Consider the following 19,315-nt stretch of genomic DNA (forward strand, 5'->3'; position numbering starts at 1 on the left):
TCTTCTTCAGCTATGATGTTAATAGGAAAATACTAATTGAACATATAGCTTATAGAAAAAGAAGATGTAGTTGATGAAAGGGTGTAATCGGAATGCTTTCATTACGTCAACAAAAACTGCTGCATTTATTGATGCAGGAGGAAGAAGCACTGACAGGAGCAGATTTGGCGTCTGTTTTGCAGGTCACATCAAGGACAATAAGAAGTGATGTGAAAATGCTCGCAGATAAACTTCAAGAAAATGGCGCTAACATTGTTTTAAAAAGAGGGCAAGGCTATGAGTTGATAATTGAAGATTATAAATATTTCCGTCCTTTTTTACAGGATGCAATAGTCAGAAACGAGGATTACGCAGTTCCGGCAGATCCAGCGGAAAGAATGGATTATATGCTGAGGCGTTTGCTCTTGTCAGATGAGTATATCAAGGTAGAGCAGCTAGTGAAGGAGCTGTATATAAGCGAAACATCAGTTAAAAATGGACTGAGGGAAGTAAAGAAAGTCTTGAGGCGCTTCAGCTTGGATTTGGATAAGCGGCCAAATTATGGACTGAAAATAACTGGTCCTGAAGCAAAAATGCGCATTTGTATGGCTGAATTTGTTTTCCATTCTGAACGCCAGTCTTATCAGGCATTACCTTCACAAGAATTAGAGATAATAGGCGATATTTTAACGGAAAGAACAAAAGAGGCAGCAATTTTGCTCTCCGATATAGGCAAATCTAATTTAATCACACACATTGCCATAGCGTGTAAACGTATTTTTCATGATAATTATGTTTCAATGCCTAAAAAAGAGCTCGAAGCAATAATGGCAGAAAAGGAATATAAAGTTGCTAAGGCAATTGTAATTGATTTGCAGAAAGCGTTAGGGACAGTATTTCCTGAGGAAGAGATTGCTTATATAGCGATTCATTTGCTAGGCTCGAAAATCATCTCCTACCAGCCGACTGCTGAGATTAATATCCTTGATATGATTGAAAGAGAAATTCTCGAACTTTCCAAAAAACTATTAAATGAAACAGAAAATATTATGCAGCTTGGCATTTCGGATGATGAGGAACTTATTTATGGTTTGTGCCTGCATTTAAAGCCGGCCATTAACCGGTATAAATATGGCTTGAGTATTCGTAATCCACTATTAAAGGAAATTATGAAAAACTATCCTGTAGCATTTGACGCGGCAATTTTAATGGGAAAAACGCTGAAGCTGGAAACAGGAATGGCTATAAACCAAGAAGAGATTGGTTATATGGCATTACATGTAGGTGCGGCAATGGAACGGAAAAAGTCAAAGGGAAGGGCGAAGCGCTGTCTGATTGTCTGCGCTACAGGAGTTGCAAGCGCACAATTGCTGTTCCATAGACTTCACGCTACATTTGGGAGCCGGCTGCAAATAGTAGGTACTGCTAATGTGTTTGATTTACATAAATATGATTTAGGGTCACTCGATTTTATTATTACCACGATCCCGATAAAGAGAAAATTAACTGTACCAATCATCGATGTGAACACGATTTTAAGAGATGAGGATATTGAGAAGCTAGAAAACCTCGTGATTGAAAATATTGGAAGTGTCATCAAGTATATTAGACAAGATCTTACCTTTTTCCAACAGGATTTAAAGTCAAAGGAGGAGGTGCTCCATTTTCTTTGCAGTAACCTGGAAAGGCTGGAGGATATTCCGGCTGATTTCCAAGAGCTTGTGGAGGAAAGGGAGAGGATTGCGCCGACAAGCTATGGAACAATGGTAGCTATACCACATCCAATAAGGCCTGTAACGAAAAATACATTATGGGCTGTTTGCACATTAAAAAAGCCAATTCAATGGGGAGACAGCCGCGTACAGTTTATTTGCCTTTTAAGTGTGCAAAAGGAATATAAAAAGGATCTGCAAAAGATGTATCAGCTTTTAGTGAAAATCTCAGGGAATGCGGCTCTTGTCGAAAGGCTCGTAAAAGTTAATTCTTACGAAGAATTTGTTAGTATTTTGCTTCCTTTAGAGGAGTAGCACGGACGGCGCATGCTGTCCTATTTTTTTTATCTCGAGACACTTATTTCCACGTAAAGTTGGAAAAAGTGTGTATGTAAATGAAAGCGCTTTTTAGATAAACTGATAACCAAGAGCAATCGTAATCATATTTTCTAGCTACAAGGATGTTACCAAAAAATTTCTTCTTAAATGAAATGGAGGTTTTATGATGAGCTTTAAAGAAAATGCAGCAGATGTTTTAGGCAATGTCGCCTATAAGATTACCAATCAGAAATATATCATGGCAATCAAGAAAGCATTTGTTACCTTAATGCCTGTCATTATTACAGGAGCCTTTGCTGTACTTGTGGCAAATATGATTTTAGGTACAGAAAGTGGCTTAGCGCATTTTGAAATGTTTGCCTTCCTGGCTGAATACAAGCCAATTATGACGGCCATTCAATATGCTACATTGAATTTCCTGACAATCGGTGCTGTTTTTTTAATAGGGATCGAGCTTGGCCGCATAAATGGTCACAAATCTCTCTTTCCAGGGATACTCGCTATCATGTCGTATATCTCTGTTGTGCCCACAACGATAGAACTGCTTGTTAACGAAGAAAATCAGCTTGTGACAGATGTTTTGGCAAGACAATTCTCTGATCCAAAAAGTTTATTTCTCGGGATGATCATTGCCATTGTTTCCGTGGAAATATACAGCAAGCTGGCGAATGTAGAGAAATTAAAGATTAAGATGCCTGACAGTGTTCCTTATAATGTAGCTACCTCCTTTTCAGCATTAATTCCATCTATCTTGACGGTAACGATTGTCGCAACATTTGGCTTCATATTCTATAAAGTTACTGGCATATATCTTTATGAAGCAATCTACAATGTTGTGCAGAAGCCGCTTGAAAGTGTTATGCAAGGACTTCCAGGTATATTGATTCTTATGTTTGTTGCTCAATTCTTCTGGGTGATAGGAATACATGGAAACCAAATGATTAAACCAATCAGAGAACCGCTTTTGCTAGCTTCCATAACAGTCAATATGACAGCCTTCCAAGAAGGAAAAGAAATTCCGAACATCATTACAATGCCGTTTTGGGATGTATATATGAGCATTGGTGGATCTGGAGTGACGATTGGTTTGCTGATTGCGATCTTTATTGTTTCGAAACGAGAGGAAATGAGAAGTATTGCTAAGTTATCTTTTGGTCCAGGGATTTTCAATATCAATGAACCCGTTATTTTTGGACTTCCAGTCATGCTTAATCCAATTATGGCAATACCGTTTGTTATCACACCGCTAGTAACTGGGACTATTGGATATATTGCCACCGCAACTGGCTTCGCTGGTAAGGCAGTCGTGATGGTTCCATGGACGACACCACCAATTATCAATGCTTGGCTGTCAACGGCTGGCAGCATGGGAGCAGTCGTTACACAGTTGATTTGTATTGCTGCATCTGTGTTCATCTATTTGCCGTTTGTTTTAATGGCTAATAAAGTGACACAGCAAACAGGAGAAGAAGGTGAAAATACAAGGAAGGTGATATAAGCATGAAGATGTCTTTTAGATGGTATGGGAAGCAAGACAGCATCTCTCTTGAGCATATTCGGCAAATTCCTAATATGAAAAACATTGTCAGTGCCGTTTATGATGTTCCGCCAGGAGAAGCATGGCCTGAGGAAAGCATTCAAGAGCTGTACCGAGATATAACAGCAGCAGGATTGGAGTTTAAGGTAGTGGAAAGCGTGCCTGTTCATGAAGATATTAAATTAGGTCTTCAAAATAGAGATACGTATATTGATAACTATATAGATACTATTGCAAGACTTTCAAAAATCGGCATTGAAGTTATTTGCTATAACTTCATGCCTGTATTCGACTGGACGAGAACACAGCTTGATAAGCAGCTGGAGGATGGTTCTACAGCATTAGTTTATTACAAGGAACAGCTAAAAAAGATGGATCCAGTTTACAGCGACTTGTCACTGCCAGGCTGGGATACGTCCTACACAAGAGAAGAGCTTCAAGCATTAATCAGCAAATATACGGAGCTGGGAGAAGCTGGTCTTTGGAGTAATCTAGAATATTTCTTAAATAGAGTTATCCCAGCGGCAGAGGAGCATGGCATAAAGATGGCCATTCATCCAGATGATCCGCCTTGGAGTATCTTTGGTCTCCCTCGCATTATTACAAACGAGGCAAATCTTGATCGGTTTTTAAATTTATATGACAGTGAGGCAAACGGAATCACCCTATGCTCAGGCTCGTTAGGCTGTACTAGTGATAACGATATGGTGAAGCTTGCAGCAAAATATACCAGCCTTAATCGAGTGCCTTTTGCTCATTTGCGCAACATAAAAATCCATGAAAACGGTGATTTTGAAGAGTCAGCACATATTTCGAGCTATGGAAGTCTTGATATGGCTGCTATCTTACAAGCACTCTATAAAAACGGCTTTACAGGTTATATAAGACCAGATCATGGCAGAATGATCTGGGGGGAAACTGGAAAACCAGGATATGGGCTATATGACAGGGCAATAGGGAGCACGTATCTTTCAGGTATATGGGAAATGCTTGAAAAATCAGGAGGTAAGTAATGTCGAACAAGTTAAAAGTGAACATACCAGATGATTTCATAATTGGTGCAGCAGCCTCTGCCTGGCAAACAGAGGGCTGGTCTGGAAAAAAGGAATCACAGGATTCCTATCTGGATTTATGGTACAAAAATAACAAGAATGTCTGGCATAACGGGTATGGGCCAGGAGTAGCTACTAACTTTTTTAATAGATATAAAGAAGATATCGGAATAATGGCAGATATTGGGCTTACGCATTATCGGACATCAATTAATTGGTCCCGCTTTTTGAGTGATTATGAAGAAGCGGAAGTTGATGAGGATTATGCGGCATATATCGATAAGGTAATTGATGAGCTCTTGGAAAAAGGTGTGGAACCCATGATTTGCTTGGAGCATTATGAAGTGCCAGCATACTTGTTTGAGAAATATGGAGGCTGGAATTCTACGCATGTGGTTGACCTTTTCGTCAAATATGCTGATAAAGTGCTTGATCGCTTTGGGCATAAGGTTAAGCATTGGTTTACCTTCAATGAACCGATTGTGGTGCAAACAAGGGTGTACTTGGATGCTATTCGCTATCCCTTTGAACAAAACTCAAAGAAATGGATGCAGTGGAACTTTCATAAAGCATTAGCAACAGCTAAAGTAGTGGAGCTTTTTAAGCAGAAGGGTCTCAAAGAGAAGACTGGGGCAAAGATTGGCGTTATTTTAAATCCGGAAGTGACATATGCGCGCTCCTCTGCTCCACATGATCAGCAGGCCGCACAAGTATATGATTTATTTTTTAACCGGATATTCATGGACCCTTCCATTAAGGGTGAATACCCACAGCAGCTTTTTGACTTGATGGTGGAGCATGATATTGCCTTTGATTATACACAAGAGGACTTAGAAGTAATCAAGGAGAATACGGTTGATTATGTGGGGATTAACCTTTATTACCCGCATCGTGTGAAAGCAAGGACGAACGCATGGAATGAAGGAGCCCCATTCCATCCTTCCTTTTATTACGAAATGTTTGATATGCCCGGCAAGAAAATGAATCCTTTTCGTGGCTGGGAAATATATCCGCAAATAATGTACGATATGGCAATTAGGATGAAAGAGGAATATGGCAATATAGAATGGTTTATCGCAGAAAATGGCATGGGTGTCGAAAATGAGGCACGCTATAAGGATGACGAAGGTCGCATTCAGGATGATTATAGAATCGAATTTATAAGTGAGCATATGAAGTGGCTTTTGAAGGCAGTGGAGGAAGGTTCTAATTGTAAGGGCTATATGCTGTGGGCATTTACAGATAATGTTTCCCCTATGAATGCATTTAAAAACCGTTACGGACTTGTAGAAATTAACCTAGAGGACAACAGAAACAGGAAGAAAAAAAAGTCAGCCTTATGGTATAAATCCATCATTGCTAATCGAGCATTAGAGGTTGAAGATGACGATATCGTTAAATAAAGAAGGGCAGGGATTAACATGAGAAAAATTATATTGGCATGTGCAGCGGGCATGTCCACCTCCATTGTCGTTTCCAAAATGAAGGCAGCCATTAAAGCACGAGGAGAAGAAATAGAAGTTTATGCCATTCCAGAGGGTGCAATAGAGGATGAGCTTGCAACCTCAAGTAAAGGGATTATTGCCATTCTTCTTGGACCACAGGTGCGGTTCATGAAACAGGCGGCGGTAAATACAGCAAAGCCGTATGGCATTCCAGTTGATGTTATTGATGTAAGACTGTATGGAACAGCAGATGGAGAAAAAATTCTCGACCATGCATTAAAATTGAATCAAAAATAAGCTGTCGGAGGGAAAAAATGGAATTGTTAGAGGAAATGCAGGCGGCAGCTTTTCAAATCATAACATATTCAGGGGAAGCAAGAAGCAGCTATGTTGAGGCAATTCGTACGGCAAGGGCAGGGGAAATAGATGAAGCGAGGGAGATAATTAAGACTGGTGAACGGTCCTATAATAAGATACATAAAGTTCACGCATCCTTCGTCCAAAGGGAGGCAAGTGGTGAGTCTCTGCCATTTTCCTTAATCCTCATGCATGCAGAGGACCAAATGCTGACAACAGAAACATTGAAAATTATGGCAAGTGAAATGGTGGAAATGTGTGCCGTCTTTTTAACAAATGGGAAAAAGGCCGAATAGATCGGCCCCATATAATATTAGCTTTGTCTATGAACACGAGATATTAATTATCTCGTGTTTTTTTAAGAGATTTTTTTGACCTCCATAAGTGCTGGTTTTTGGTAAATCAAGCGAATCGCTTGGCCATACAGTGCCGCGAGGATTTGCTGGAAAAGCATGCCGATAACTACAGGAACAGCAACCTGGGGCGGGAAGAAGCTGACTGCCATAACCGCACCAGCACTGATGTTTCTCATGCCGCCTGTATAGATCATTGCAATCGTCTCATCCTTTTGCCGTTTTGTTAGAACACCGAGTAACCATGAGAAAAAGTATCCTGACAATGCTACGAAAAACATAGTCAAGCCCACATATATGAATTTCAAATCGATTTGCCGCAAATAAGGAGCGACAACAGAGCTATTGATTGCCACAACAGCTGCTAATCCCAGCTTTGAAAAAGGTGCAAGTGTTTTGTTCCAATGCAAGGCCTTTTCCTTAGAATAAAACTGGTTGATCGCCATACCCGCAATGGAAGGAATAACAATCATGACAAGCAGCCCCCTCATCATACCCCAAACGTCTAACTGAACAGCTTCTCCTACAAAAATACTCATGCTTAATGGAACTAAAAAAGGGGAAAGAAGCGTGTCCGCCAGAATGATGGCTAAGGTAAGGGGGACATTTCCTTTATACATGGATACCCAAATAACGCTTGTAATTCCCGTTGGAATAACAGTGGCAAGTGTTAACCCAGTAATAGTATAAGGATCATTACCAAAGAATAAATGACCAATTACAAATGCCCAAATTGGGGTGATAACATGAAGTACTGCCAGTGTCAGTAATAAAGATAATGGATGAAATATAGTGTGCTTCATTGATTTAAAGTTTGAGTTAAGGCTGCCTGTGAATGTCATGGCCGCAAAAACCCACGGAACAAGAAAGGAAAAGTTATTTAAAAAGGAGGATAGCAGCACACCCACTACTACACTAACTGGAGTAAGCAATGGCATCCATTTTCCAAGAAAAGCATTCATACTTTGAAGCATGTAACAGGACTCCTATCAAAGTTATTTAGTGAATTAAAACGAGCTTCTTTTCATGCGGGCATGTCTTTCGATCTCATCTGATTCAAGTATATGTACGCCAAGGTTGTTTATTTCGGCAATCTTGCTCATCGAAGCTGCGACAGCTTTAGCTGAAATGCCCCGATACTTCCGCAATGGACCGATAAGGAGAAAGCTTAGAGGTGGCAGAAGATAGGCGCTTAATTTCTCGCCAAATCTGAACTCCTCTCTTTTGCCAAGAAGCAGGGAAGGACGAAATATTGCTAAGGATGGATAGCCAATTGTCTTGAGGCTTTCCTCAAGCCTTCCTTTTAGACTGCTGTAAAATATTTTCGAGTTTCGGTTAGCTCCAATCGAACTGATGACAAGCATTTGCCTCGCTCCCATCTCAAATGCCAAGCGTGCGATTTCTACAGGATAATGCAAATCGATCTTTTCCATATCTGCTTGGCTTCCAGCTTTTTTTATGGTTGTTCCGATACAGCAAAAAACATCATCAGCTTCAAGGCTTTCTTTGTATGCTGCGAGATTGTTAAAATCGGCAACTACTTCCGTGATGGCAGGATGCTCAAAGCTTTTCCTTCTTGTGAGGACGGTTATCTGCTTATATGTGTTTTCTTCTACAAGTAATTGCACAAGCTCCCTGCCGACAAGCCCTGTAGCTCCAATTATTAAAGCGTTTTTTTCCATTTAGATGTTCCTCTCTAATTAATTCTTACATATAGTATAGCAAATTATTACAATCAGCTTTTGTCAGTCTTGTGAATGTTAAGCAAATGCCTATTGATATCTCGCACATAATGGTCATACCTAGAATAATTATACATTAAGGTAACGGAATGGATAAAAGGAGGGTTGGAAATGCATAAATTAGAAATCAAAAACAGCAGCAAAATATTCAGGAAAAACAATAAGGATTTCTATGCATTAAAGGATACAAGTCTGCAAATAAAGGAAGGAAGCTTTGTCAGCATTATCGGTCCGAGTGGTTGCGGCAAATCAACATTGTTCAATATTATTGCTGGCTTAATCAAGCCTTCTACTGGGGAGGTTCTCCTTGATGGCAAGGATATTGTCGGAAGGAATGGTTATGTTGGTTATATGCTGCAAAAGGATCTACTCCTTCCTTGGAGGACTATAATGCATAATGTCATTTTAGGTCTGGAAATAAAGGGGATTTCTAAAAAGGAAGCGATAAGTCAAGCAGCACCTCTTCTGGAAAGATACGGATTGGGCGGTTTCGAAAATCATTATCCTGATGAATTATCTGGCGGAATGAGGCAAAGGGCCGCGTTGCTCAGAACATTGCTGTATGACCAAGACATTATCCTGCTCGATGAACCATTTGGAGCACTTGACGCGCAAACAAGATTATTGATGCAAGAATGGCTTCTGCAAATATGGGTGGATTTCAAGAAAACCATCCTATTTATTACACATGACATAGATGAAGCAATTTTCCTATCTGATGATATATATATTTTAACTCAGAGACCTGGAACTATTAAGGAGAAGGTTACTGTTCCCCTAGCAAGGCCAAGAAATGAGCAAACATTATTAAGTACTGAATTTATTGAATTAAAAGAGCATGTTTTAAAACAACTGAAAACAGAGGAGTAAAGGGAAAGGTGGAATCGACGTTGGCACAGCTCAATCAAAATCCCTTTCCGTATATTGAAGATGAGGAAGCAGCAGCAAAAAGGAGATCGCGCATCACACTATACGGGCAGTGGACACTTGGAATACTGTTAATACTGCTGTGGGAACTATTCGCAAGATGGAAAATAATTGACTCCTATTATTGGAGCAGTCCTTCAACTATTTGGAAAACTGCCTATACAGCATTCACAGAAGGAACTTTGCTGGAGGATCTTCTTTATACGAGCGGATCAACAGTACTTGGCTTTATACTTGGGACCTTTATTGGAGCATTGCTTGGTTTGTCCTTTTGGTGGTCTTATTATTACTCAAGAATTTCCGAGCCTTATTTAATTGCTTTTAATGCCATTCCAAAGCTGGCACTGGCACCAGTTCTCGTTATTCTGTTTGGAATAGGCTTCAGTTCAAAGGTTGTGCTTGCCTTTATGATGACAGTCATTGTCACCGCATTGGCAGCGTACAGCGGCGTAAAGGCCGTTGATAAGGATTTAGAAAAGCTTATGTATTCACTTGGTGCAAAGCGCTGGCATGTATTTACAAAGGTTGTCATTCCGACAAGCATGCCGTGGATTGTCAGTTCATTGAAAATAAATATCGCACTTGCCCTTGCAGGCACAATTGTCGGCGAATTTATCAGCTCTAGGCAAGGGATAGGAAGAATGATTCTTTACGCAGGTCAAATCATGAATATTAATCTTGTCTGGGTAGGAGTTGTTGTATTGTCCTTGCTGTCGATTCTTATGTACTTTGCAACAGTTTGGATTGAGAAGCTGCTGTTAAAGGGAAGAAGCGCTCCATAATGGTTAAAACAGAACAGAAATTTAGAATATAGACAATGCTGGTTTCCATATATTTTAGCGATGACCATACGTTGATAGAACAATTATTTTGCTAACTTTTTTAGGATATGTATTCTTCTGGCGATACGGTATGGCTAATCGCAACTTAGAAGTACAAAGGGGGATTTAAGGTGCGGAAAGGCAAACTATTGCTTATTGCGATGTTAGGCATAATGCTGCTGTTGGCAGGCTGTGCTTCAAAGGATTCAAATGGGGGAACAAAGGATGGTTTAAAGAAAATTGTCATAGCTGAGCCTGTCCATTTGATTGGGTATTTGCCTCTTTATTTAGCCATACAGGAGGGGTATTTTGAGGAAGAGGGACTTGAAGTAGAAGTCATCACAGCTACAGGCGGAGCTCACGTTACATCTTTAGTAAGCGGTGATGCGTGGGGGAATATCGCTGGGCCGGATTCTAACCAGATGGCAAATCCGGGAAGCTCTGATCCAATTCAAGGGGTTGTGAATGTCGTTAACAGAGCAAATGTATATTTGATGGGCAGTTCTGATGAAAAGGTAGACAGTACAAATGAAGCAGAGCTGGCAGCATATTTGGAGGGAAAAACAATTGCAGCAGGCCGTTATGGTGGAAGCCCAAATCTTTTGACAAGATGGCTGCTTCTTGAGCTCGGTTTGGATCCGGATAAGGACGTTAAGCTGGAGGAGCCAGCTGATGCAAGCGCAGTTGTTTCACTTGTTGAATCAGGCCAGGCCCATATTGCAAATGGTGGCGAACCGCAAATAACAGAAGGAATTAATAAAGGAGTTTGGAACGAACCCTTCTATAGCTTCCCGAGTTTAGGGGACTATCCTTATTCTGTTATAAGTGTCAAAAAATCCACAATAGAAAATGAACCAGAAGTGGTCGAGAGCTTTGTAAAGGCAATGCTTAAAGGACTGAAGGCAGTCGATGAAAACCCTGATCTGGCAATGGAAGCATTGAAAAAAGAGTTTCCAACTACATCAGACGATAGCTTGAAGGCCTCTCTTGACCGTGCTTATGCAGATCAGCTATGGAGCAAGGATGGCTTCATCTCTGAGGAAGCATTGGCAAAGCCTATGGATGTTGTTGAGAAAACAGGTGTATATAAAGAAGGCTATAAATACGAAGAGCTTATTGATATGCAATTTGTGGAGAAATTATCTGAGTAGCCATTTATACGACAGAGCTTAAGCCAGGTCTTTTCATAGACCAGGCTTTTTTGTTTGAAATTCTAAATTAAAAGCGCTTTCATTATTGCTGTTTTTATGCAAAAATAGATAACGAAAGTGTGCAAAATAATATATCGGGCAAAGGAGAACTAGAATGATAAAATTACTTGTTAATGCGGATGATTTTGGCTTTTCCAGAGGAGTTAATTACGGGGTTCTCGATACTCACTTAAACGGTATTGTTAATTCTGCAACAATGATGATGAATGCAGAAGGAACAGAGCATGCACTTGAGATTGCTAAGTCGACGCCTACTTTAAAGGTAGGGGTTCATCTTGTTCTCACATTTGGTAAGCCACTAACGAGTGCACCAAGTCTCATAGGTGAAGAAGGCTTTTTCAAAAAACAAAAAGATGTATATGGACATCCTGAAGAAATTTCTCTTGAGGATTTAGAGCAGGAATGGACTGCTCAAATAGAAAAATTTTTGGCTTCGGGACTGAAACCGGCCCATTTGGACAGCCATCACCATGTTCATGGAATTAAAGAGTTCTATCCTGTCATCAAAAGGCTGTCAGAAAAATATAATCTTCCCGTCCGCATTGCTGGTCCCCATTTTACAGATGTAAAAACAGTTACCGATATCTTAATGGTTGACTTTTTTGGTGAGGGAGTGACAGAAGACTATTTTGATAAGCTGCAAGAAAGCGTGGAGGACGGCAAGACGGTGGAAGTAATGACACATCCTGCCTATTTGGATGCAAGACTAAAGGATGGCACCTCATATTATCAAGAAAGATTGGAAGAGACAAGAATTTTGTCAGAAATAACATTGCCGGAAAACGTTAAGCTGCTTTGAAATGAAAGACAGAAATGGGCCTTGTCTTTAGCCCATTTTTTTTCATGGTTTCATTTGGTCAATTATCTTTTGAATATTTCTGAAATTATTGTGTTGTTGTACATAACCTAATTTATATAGAATAGTAGAAAAGCTACAAAAAAACATTCCAACGGAAGAAGGGAGCAGGTCCATGCCTAATCAGCCATCGAATCCTTTCCGGCGGGAGATGTACGATTCTCTTGAAAGTTTTGTAGACCATGTCAGTGAATTGCTCGGATGCCCGATTACACTTGAGGATACACATCATCGTGTTCTAGTTTACAGCAGCCATAATGAGGAGACAGATCCTGTCAGAATTTCTACGATTATAAGCAGAAGAGTCCCGGAAAAGGTAATAAACCGCTTGTGGAAGGATGGAGTTATCCCAAGTCTTCTTCAAAGTAAAAAGCCAATCAGAATTGAGGGGAAGCAAGAGATAGGTCTTGGAAGCAGAGTGGCAGTTTCCATTTGGAGAGCAGATGAAGTAATTGGCTATATTTGGGCAATTGAACTGCATCAAGCGCTGACAGCTAGCCAAATGGATATATTAGAGAATGCAGCAGCAGTAGGAAAACATCTTTTATCCCGTTTTGCAAAGGCGAAGCGACCATCAACAAGTGTCGATCAAGAATTTTTTTGGAAGCTTCTTACAGGTCATGTGAATAAGCAAGAGGCAGAAGAAAAGCTGATGGAAATAAATCAAACTGCCCTCAATAACTATACAATTATGGTTTTTACCTTTAAGGAAATTATCACGAAGGAAATGGAAAAACAAATTATTTATTTGCTGAAAGTAATGGATAATGTCAAAATCTCACTTTATACGATGGATGACCATGAATTAATATTGCTGGCAAGTGCAATAAACAAACAAGACAGCCCTGCTGCTGTTTTTAAGCAATTCATTCGGAATTTTCCAAGCAGCTTAGCGGAAAAGTTTCAAATAACAGATGTTTATGGAGGATATGGCAGCATCTATACTGATTTAAGGGATGTAGAAAAGTGCTTAAAGGAAGCAAAGAAGGTAATAGAGGTTAAAGCGAAATTTCCAGGTGAGGCACAAGCTTTTTCTGCGTATCAAGATTTAGGAATCTATCAGTTCATGGATGTGTTATTAGAAAAACGAATACAGGATGGCTTTGAAAATATTGCGATTCAGAAATTAAGGAAATATGATAACAGTCATAATACAGAGCTGCTGTTAACGTTGGAGGCCTTTTTGGATGAGAGTGAAAGCATGCAAAAAACGGCTTTAAAGCTTCATATACATACGAATACATTAACATATCGACTAAAGCGAATTACAGAGATTATGGAGGTTGACCTTTCTGTTCCCTCCCAGAAATTCATGCTTTATCTCGACTTGAAATTACTGCGCTGGCATCAGAAATAAGCTGCTGAAGTAAGTTTTGTGAATTTTCACAAAGGCGCTGATTTACTTTTATCTTTTTTACCAAAGAATAATTTCGCAATTCGTCCTATTATAATTATAAGATATCTAACAATTTAAGTAAGGAATTCTAACAAGGGGTGGATTGTATTGATTATTGGTATTCCGAAAGAGATAAAAAACAATGAAAACAGAGTTGCGATTACACCTTCTGGCGTCGCTTACTTGCTAAATGGCGGGCATGAAGTTCTAGTTGAAACAAATGCTGGTTCAGGCAGTGGTTTTACAGATAGTGAATATGCTGCTTCTGGAGCGAAAATAATGGATACTGCAGCAGAGGTCTGGAATTCTGCAGACATGATTATGAAGGTAAAGGAACCACTTCAATCAGAATACGGCTACTTCCGCAAAGGCTTAATCTTGTTTACTTATCTTCACTTAGCAGCTGAAAAGGAATTGGCAGCAGCCTTAACGGAAAAGGGTGTTACTGGCATTGCTTATGAGACAATTGAAGTGAATGGAAAACTGCCGCTGTTAACTCCAATGAGTGAGGTTGCAGGCAGAATGGCAGTTCAGATTGGTGCACAATTTCTTGAACAGCCTCATGGAGGAAAAGGGATTTTGCTGGCAGGAGTTCCTGGAGTAAAGCGTGGCAATGTGACAATCATTGGCGGTGGTATTGTTGGCGCAAATGCTGCTAAACTTGCAGTTGGTCTTGGTGCAAATGTAACATTACTAGATTTAAATCCAGAAAGATTAAGAGAGCTTGATAATCAATTCGGGTCAAGCCTAAATACAGTTATTTCAAATCCTGCTAATATTGAAGCGGCAGTAGCGGAGTCAGATTTAGTAATTGGTGCTGTCCTTATTCCTGGTGCTAAAGCACCGAAGCTTGTGACAGAGGAAATGGTTAAAAAGATGGCTCCAGGTTCTGTGATTGTTGATGTGGCAATCGACCAAGGCGGTATCTTTGAGACAGTTGATCATATTACTACACATGATAATCCGACATATGTGAAGCATGGGGTAGTTCACTATGCTGTTGCAAATATGCCTGGGGCGGTGCCGAGAACTTCTACGATTGCCCTGACAAATGTAACCGTGCCATATGCATTGCAGATTGCCAACAAAGGTGCAGTCGAGGCCATCCAAAACAACTATGCGATAAAGCAAGGTGTAAATACCTTTAATGGACATATAACATACGCTCCTGTAGCTAAGGATTTAGGGCTTGAATATGTCCCGGTTCAAGAAGTAATTAATTCGATTCCTACTACTGCAGTATAACGATATTAAAAGCCGTACTTCCTAGAAGAGGAGGTACGGCTTTTTGTGGATTCTGCTAACAAGATTATAAATTTTTTCCAGAAAAATGAAACTTCTATTAGGCGAGTTTCGTATAACAATATGGATAGATATGCTGAGGGTATAAAGATAAAGAGATAACAAGAGCGAAGATTTAAAAGATAAAAAAGAGAGGAGTATAACATGTCACAGTATGCATTAGAAGTGAGAAATTTCACAAAGAAAATTAAAAGCAAAACAATCGTGGACAAGGTAAGTTTTGCGGTGGAAAAAGGGGAAATTTTTGGACTGCTTGGCCCTAACGGTGCTGGGAAAACAACGATTATAAGAATGATAGTCAGCTTGATTAACAGAACAGAAGGAGAGGTTGTCATAAATGGGCATAACCTCGATACTTCTTTTGCAGATGCGATGAGCAGCCTCGGGGCTATTGTGGAAAACCCAGAATTCTATAAATACATGAGTGGTTACAAGAATTTACGCCATTATGCAAGAATGGCAAAAAATGAGATTTCGGAGGAGAGAATCGCAGAAGTAGTTAAGCTTGTAAAGCTAGAAAATGCTATTCATCAAAAGGTAAGGACATATTCACTTGGGATGAGGCAGAGGCTAGGTGTTGCGCAAGCACTTCTGCATAATCCTGCTATCTTAATCCTTGATGAGCCGACAAACGGACTAGATCCACAAGGGATACGAGAATTCCGTGATTATCTTCACGAGCTGGCAGCAACGGGAATATCTGTGCTTGTTTCATCTCATTTGCTTTCAGAAATGCAGCTTATGTGCCATCGCTTTGCGATCATTGAAAAGGGTAAGCTTATTCACATCTCTTCCATGGATGAGACAGTTGCAGAGGGAGTAGATGAGCAAAGAGAGGTAGCCTTTGAGATGGATGATGCTTCTAGTGCGCTAGAAACACTGAAAAGTGGCGCAGTGGCTTTTGAGGAGGTTTCGCTAAAAGAGGATATGCTTACAGTAAAACTGTCGAAGTCTTCCATTCCAGCTGTGAACAAACTATTTGTGGAAAAAGGATTATCTGTGTACGGAATTAGTGCAGCGAAAGCGACATTAGAGGACAGATTCCTTGAACTCACGAATAAAAAAGGAGAGGAAGCAAAACGATGATCGGGTTAATTCAGAATGAACTGATAAAAATATTTGAAAAGAAGATGAGCTGGATTTTTGCTATTATTCTTATACTTGGTCTTATAGGAAGTGCTGTGCTTGAGATGAAAATCAGCGATCAGCAAAAGGATGATGATTGGAAGGTACAGGTTCAATCAGAAATTGACAAGCTGGAGAAGAAGATGGAAAAAGCTCCGAGCTATAATGATTTCAAAGAGGATGAATATCCGTCAGAGGAGACGAAGGAGGATATTCAATCTCAAATTGATGGTTTTAATGGAAATCTGAAGGATAATGTAAATCCATATACGACAAGCTGGTCTTATTTAGGTGATTTTGGAATTGCGATGAAGTCTCTTATCACATTGTTTGTAGTAATTGTTTGTGCGGGAAATATCTCGTCTGAGTTTTCCGATGGGACAATTAAACAGCTGTTAATTCGCCCGCATAGAAGATGGGCAATCTTGCTTTCAAAATACGTTGCAATAGTCATTTATTCAGTGTTTCTACTTGCTGTGCTCGCTTTAGCTGGGTACTTAGTGGGTATTGCCTTCTTCGGTACAGCAGGGTTTAATGATAACATTTATGCCTATAATTCTGCTTTTAATCCAGAGGTTGTTAGCGGTGGTGTTTACTTTTTACAGAACCTGGCTTACTATTTACCTGGTTTAATTCTTATCCTGACATTGGCGTTTATGCTGTCTACTCTCTTTAAGAATCAAGCAATTGCAGTTGGAATTGGTATTTTTGTACTGTTCTTTTCTTCAACGGTTGGCTCTATAATTGTAGGGCTTTCGGAAAAATATGCGTGGACAAAGGCGTTAATTTTCCCGCACTTGGATCAGACTGTTTTTATAATGGATGATAAAATATTAACTAATATTACAATGCCGATATCATTGGGTATTCTTGGAGTCTATTATATTATCTTTATGTTCATCACATTTTTCTTTTTCCAAAAAAGAGATATCAGCATTTGATTTTATGGAAAACCGGAGAGGGTTGCTCTCCGGTTTTAGTTTGCAGTTAAACACTTATCACTAATAGCAAGTGGGGATATTAATTTCCGCTGCAGGGGTTCGCTTTCCACGGGGCGAGCGGTGAGCCGCATCGGCGCTAAAGCGCCTGCTGGGTCTCACCTGTCTCGCAAATCCCGTAGGAGACTCGCCCCTTCCGCTCCAATCCATATCCGTTTTTAATGTTGAAAGAATTATTAAGATATTCTTGTTTTACAAGCTGAAACCGGAGAGGGTTGCTCTCCGGTTTTAGTTTGCAGTTAAACACTTATTTATAGCAAGTGGGTATATTAATTTCCGCTGCAGGGGTTCGCTTTCCACGGGGCGAGCGGTGAGCCGCATCGGCGCTAAAGCGCCTGCTGGGTCTCACCTGTCTCGCAAATCCCGTAGGAGACTCGCTCCTTCGCTCCAATCCATATCCATTTTTAATGTTGATAGAATTAATAAGATATTCTTGTTTTACAAGCTGAAACCGGAGAGGGTTGCTCTCCGGTTTTAGTTTGCAGTTAAACACTTATCACTAATAGCAAGTGGGGATATTAATTTCCGCTGCAGGGGTTCGCTTTCCACGGGGCGAGCGGCGAGCCGCATCGGCGCTAAAGCGCCTGCTGGGTCTCACCTGTCTCGCTAATCCCGTAGGAGACTCGCCCCTTCCGCTCCAATCCATATCCGTTTTTAATGTTGAAAGAATTATTAAGATATTCTTGTTTTACAAGCCGATACTGGAGAGGGTTGCTCTCCGGTTTTAGTTTGCAGTTAAACACTTATTTATAGCAAGGGGGATATTAATTTCCGCTGCAGGGGTTCGTTTTCCACGGGGCGAGCGGTGAGCCGCATCGGCGCTAAAGCGCCTGCTGGGTCTCACCTGTCTCGCAAATCCCGTAGGAGACTCGCTCCTTCGCTCCAATCCATATCCGTTTTTAATGTTGATAGAATTAATAAGATATTCTTGTTTTACAAGCCGATACTGGAGAGGGTTGCTCTCCGGTTTTTTAACTGTTGTTATTTAGATAATGGATGGCTTGTTTAATTCGGGTTAAGCCATCTGTGAGCTTTGGCCGTGGGCAGCCTAAATTCATCCTTAAATAGCCTCTGCCGTCAGCGCCATATGTTTCTCCTGCCATGATGGCTACCTTGCCTTCGTGGATAAGAGCTTGCTGAATTTGTTCTGGTGAATACGGCAGCTTTTTTGTATTTATCCATGCTAAGTAAGTTGCTTCTGGTATTTGTAGAGTCATGCCTAACTGGTTCATTTCCAGGAATTCCTTTGTAAGAGTCAAATTTTCTTTAATATAGTCATTCATGTCGTCTACCCAACTGCCGCATGATTGATAGGCCTCTATTGTTGCCGTTAAACCTAGTATGCTTGTGGAGGAAAGACCATCTTTGTTTTTTAATGTTAGTAAAAATTCGTCCTTTATTGTTTCTCCAGGAATAATGGCATAAGAGCCGATTAATCCTGGAGTATTGAATGTTTTACTAGCAGAGGTACAAATGCATACGTTTTGTAAGTTCATTGCTTTGCTGATAATAGGAATATGCTTATTTGGCTGCATAACGATGTCCATATGAATTTCATCACTAATAATATAAACGTGATATTTTTGGCAAAGACTAACTAGTTGTTCAAGCTCTGTTGCTGTCCAAACCCTGCCTGTCGGATTATGAGGACTGCATAGTAACAGCACTTTTGCTTTTGGGTGGGCAAGCCTTTTTTCTAAGTCAGCAAAGTCAATCACGTATTTTCCGTCAGCCTCAAGTAATGGATTTCTTGATATTTGTCTGTTATTATCCGTAATCATTTTAAAGAAGGCATCATAAGCCGGAGTCTGTATCACGATATGATCTTCTTTATCTGTTAACATCTCGATTATTTTTGCAATCGTATAAATAACACTTGGGCTATAAACAATCCAATCCTCATCTAGCTCTGTGGAAAAACGCTCTCTGTACCATTTTTGAATAGATGCTTTGAATTCCTTGTGATTCCATCTTGTATAGCCGAAAATGCCGTGCTCCAAACGCTTAGTTAAAGCATTCATTACCTCTGGCGGTGTTTGGAAGTCTGTATCTGAAATAGAAAACGGTAAGAGCTTTGCTTCTCCAAATCTGTCTTCAATATAATCCCACTGTGTGCAGTATGTGCCAGTTCTATCTGTGATACGATCAAAAGAATATGTCATA

General features: G+C 40.2%; 17 protein-coding genes. 14 read left to right on the top strand and 3 right to left on the bottom strand.

What is annotated here, in order from left to right; all coding sequences use genetic code 11:
* Nucleotides 1-92: 92 nt before the first annotated feature.
* The 6 genes from NQZ71_RS02920 (at nt 93) to NQZ71_RS02945 (ending at nt 6,717) form a co-directional block, all read left to right on the top strand.
* Entirely contained in the window at nt 93-2,006 is a 1,914-nt protein-coding gene (locus tag NQZ71_RS02920; RefSeq protein ID WP_317011270.1) for a BglG family transcription antiterminator, read from the top strand.
* 190 nt (nt 2,007-2,196) lie between these two features.
* Entirely contained in the window at nt 2,197-3,528 is a 1,332-nt protein-coding gene (locus NQZ71_RS02925) for a PTS sugar transporter subunit IIC (protein ID WP_144455167.1), read from the top strand.
* A gap of 2 nt (nt 3,529-3,530) precedes the next feature.
* The gene (uxuA, locus tag NQZ71_RS02930; RefSeq protein ID WP_260055741.1) at nt 3,531-4,580 is read left to right on the top strand and encodes a mannonate dehydratase; all 1,050 of its coding nucleotides are present in this window, start codon (nt 3,531-3,533) and stop codon (nt 4,578-4,580) included.
* Entirely contained in the window at nt 4,580-6,022 is a 1,443-nt protein-coding gene (locus NQZ71_RS02935; RefSeq protein WP_317011271.1) for a glycoside hydrolase family 1 protein, read from the top strand. The genes uxuA and NQZ71_RS02935 overlap by 1 nt, the downstream gene beginning before the upstream one ends.
* Nucleotides 6,023-6,040: 18 nt before the next feature.
* Complete coding sequence (locus NQZ71_RS02940; RefSeq protein ID WP_144455056.1) at nt 6,041-6,361, top strand: PTS sugar transporter subunit IIB; 321 nt, start codon at nt 6,041-6,043, stop codon at nt 6,359-6,361.
* A gap of 17 nt (nt 6,362-6,378) precedes the next feature.
* Complete coding sequence (locus NQZ71_RS02945) at nt 6,379-6,717, top strand: PTS sugar transporter subunit IIA (RefSeq protein WP_144455057.1); 339 nt, start codon at nt 6,379-6,381, stop codon at nt 6,715-6,717.
* A gap of 62 nt (nt 6,718-6,779) precedes the next feature.
* Here the strand turns inward: NQZ71_RS02945 and NQZ71_RS02950 are convergent, their stop codons facing one another.
* Nucleotides 6,780-7,748, bottom strand: coding sequence for a bile acid:sodium symporter family protein (locus tag NQZ71_RS02950; protein WP_260055739.1), 969 nt, complete (start codon nt 7,746-7,748; stop codon nt 6,780-6,782).
* A 33-nt stretch (nt 7,749-7,781) separates the two neighbouring features.
* Complete coding sequence (locus NQZ71_RS02955; protein WP_144455059.1) at nt 7,782-8,456, bottom strand: NAD-dependent epimerase/dehydratase family protein; 675 nt, start codon at nt 8,454-8,456, stop codon at nt 7,782-7,784.
* Nucleotides 8,457-8,627: 171 nt separating this feature from the next.
* On the opposite strand from NQZ71_RS02955, the gene NQZ71_RS02960 reads away from it, so the two are divergent.
* From NQZ71_RS02960 to NQZ71_RS02995, 8 genes are all read left to right on the top strand, one after another.
* The gene (locus NQZ71_RS02960) at nt 8,628-9,386 is read left to right on the top strand and encodes an ABC transporter ATP-binding protein (RefSeq protein ID WP_260055737.1); all 759 of its coding nucleotides are present in this window, start codon (nt 8,628-8,630) and stop codon (nt 9,384-9,386) included.
* 20 nt (nt 9,387-9,406) lie between these two features.
* The gene (locus NQZ71_RS02965; RefSeq protein WP_144455061.1) at nt 9,407-10,225 is read left to right on the top strand and encodes an ABC transporter permease; all 819 of its coding nucleotides are present in this window, start codon (nt 9,407-9,409) and stop codon (nt 10,223-10,225) included.
* Nucleotides 10,226-10,437: 212 nt separating this feature from the next.
* Nucleotides 10,438-11,415, top strand: coding sequence for an ABC transporter substrate-binding protein (locus NQZ71_RS02970; protein ID WP_317011719.1), 978 nt, complete (start codon nt 10,438-10,440; stop codon nt 11,413-11,415).
* Between the two features lie 154 nt (nt 11,416-11,569).
* The gene (gene chbG, locus NQZ71_RS02975) at nt 11,570-12,274 is read left to right on the top strand and encodes a chitin disaccharide deacetylase (RefSeq protein ID WP_144455062.1); all 705 of its coding nucleotides are present in this window, start codon (nt 11,570-11,572) and stop codon (nt 12,272-12,274) included.
* A 172-nt stretch (nt 12,275-12,446) separates the two neighbouring features.
* A complete protein-coding gene (locus NQZ71_RS02980) occupies nt 12,447-13,688 on the top strand; it encodes a PucR family transcriptional regulator (RefSeq protein WP_317011272.1) in 1,242 nt (413 codons plus the stop codon).
* Nucleotides 13,689-13,835: 147 nt separating this feature from the next.
* The gene (ald, locus tag NQZ71_RS02985) at nt 13,836-14,972 is read left to right on the top strand and encodes an alanine dehydrogenase (protein WP_144455064.1); all 1,137 of its coding nucleotides are present in this window, start codon (nt 13,836-13,838) and stop codon (nt 14,970-14,972) included.
* Nucleotides 14,973-15,173: 201 nt separating this feature from the next.
* Complete coding sequence (locus NQZ71_RS02990) at nt 15,174-16,115, top strand: ABC transporter ATP-binding protein (protein WP_144455065.1); 942 nt, start codon at nt 15,174-15,176, stop codon at nt 16,113-16,115.
* The gene (locus NQZ71_RS02995; RefSeq protein WP_144455066.1) at nt 16,112-17,095 is read left to right on the top strand and encodes an ABC transporter permease; all 984 of its coding nucleotides are present in this window, start codon (nt 16,112-16,114) and stop codon (nt 17,093-17,095) included. Before NQZ71_RS02990 ends, NQZ71_RS02995 begins: the two co-directional genes overlap by 4 nt.
* A gap of 1,028 nt (nt 17,096-18,123) precedes the next feature.
* Here the strand turns inward: NQZ71_RS02995 and NQZ71_RS03000 are convergent.
* On the bottom strand, nt 18,124-19,314 hold the full coding sequence (locus tag NQZ71_RS03000) for a MalY/PatB family protein (RefSeq protein WP_260054254.1): 1,191 nt from the start codon (nt 19,312-19,314) through the stop codon (nt 18,124-18,126).
* Nucleotide 19,315 lies beyond the last annotated feature (1 nt).

Source organism: Niallia taxi, assembly GCF_032818155.1.
Lineage (GTDB): Bacteria > Bacillota > Bacilli > Bacillales > Cytobacillaceae > Niallia > Niallia taxi_A.

What these genes read in the sequence shown, in the direction of transcription:
- NQZ71_RS02920 (WP_317011270.1), top strand. Translation starts at nt 93, where the DNA reads ATGCTTTCATTACGTCAACAAAAACTGCTGCATTTATTGATGCAGGAG.
- NQZ71_RS02925 (WP_144455167.1), top strand. Translation starts at nt 2,197, where the DNA reads ATGAGCTTTAAAGAAAATGCAGCAGATGTTTTAGGCAATGTCGCCTAT.
- uxuA (WP_260055741.1), top strand. Translation starts at nt 3,531, where the DNA reads ATGAAGATGTCTTTTAGATGGTATGGGAAGCAAGACAGCATCTCTCTT.
- NQZ71_RS02935 (WP_317011271.1), top strand. Translation starts at nt 4,580, where the DNA reads ATGTCGAACAAGTTAAAAGTGAACATACCAGATGATTTCATAATTGGT.
- NQZ71_RS02940 (WP_144455056.1), top strand. Translation starts at nt 6,041, where the DNA reads ATGAGAAAAATTATATTGGCATGTGCAGCGGGCATGTCCACCTCCATT.
- NQZ71_RS02945 (WP_144455057.1), top strand. Translation starts at nt 6,379, where the DNA reads ATGGAATTGTTAGAGGAAATGCAGGCGGCAGCTTTTCAAATCATAACA.
- NQZ71_RS02950 (WP_260055739.1), bottom strand. Translation starts at nt 7,748, where the DNA reads ATGCTTCAAAGTATGAATGCTTTTCTTGGAAAATGGATGCCATTGCTT.
- NQZ71_RS02955 (WP_144455059.1), bottom strand. Translation starts at nt 8,456, where the DNA reads ATGGAAAAAAACGCTTTAATAATTGGAGCTACAGGGCTTGTCGGCAGG.
- NQZ71_RS02960 (WP_260055737.1), top strand. Translation starts at nt 8,628, where the DNA reads ATGCATAAATTAGAAATCAAAAACAGCAGCAAAATATTCAGGAAAAAC.
- NQZ71_RS02970 (WP_317011719.1), top strand. Translation starts at nt 10,438, where the DNA reads ATGCTGCTGTTGGCAGGCTGTGCTTCAAAGGATTCAAATGGGGGAACA.
- chbG (WP_144455062.1), top strand. Translation starts at nt 11,570, where the DNA reads ATGATAAAATTACTTGTTAATGCGGATGATTTTGGCTTTTCCAGAGGA.
- NQZ71_RS02980 (WP_317011272.1), top strand. Translation starts at nt 12,447, where the DNA reads ATGCCTAATCAGCCATCGAATCCTTTCCGGCGGGAGATGTACGATTCT.
- NQZ71_RS02990 (WP_144455065.1), top strand. Translation starts at nt 15,174, where the DNA reads ATGTCACAGTATGCATTAGAAGTGAGAAATTTCACAAAGAAAATTAAA.
- NQZ71_RS02995 (WP_144455066.1), top strand. Translation starts at nt 16,112, where the DNA reads ATGATCGGGTTAATTCAGAATGAACTGATAAAAATATTTGAAAAGAAG.
- NQZ71_RS03000 (WP_260054254.1), bottom strand. Translation starts at nt 19,314, where the DNA reads ATGACATATTCTTTTGATCGTATCACAGATAGAACTGGCACATACTGC.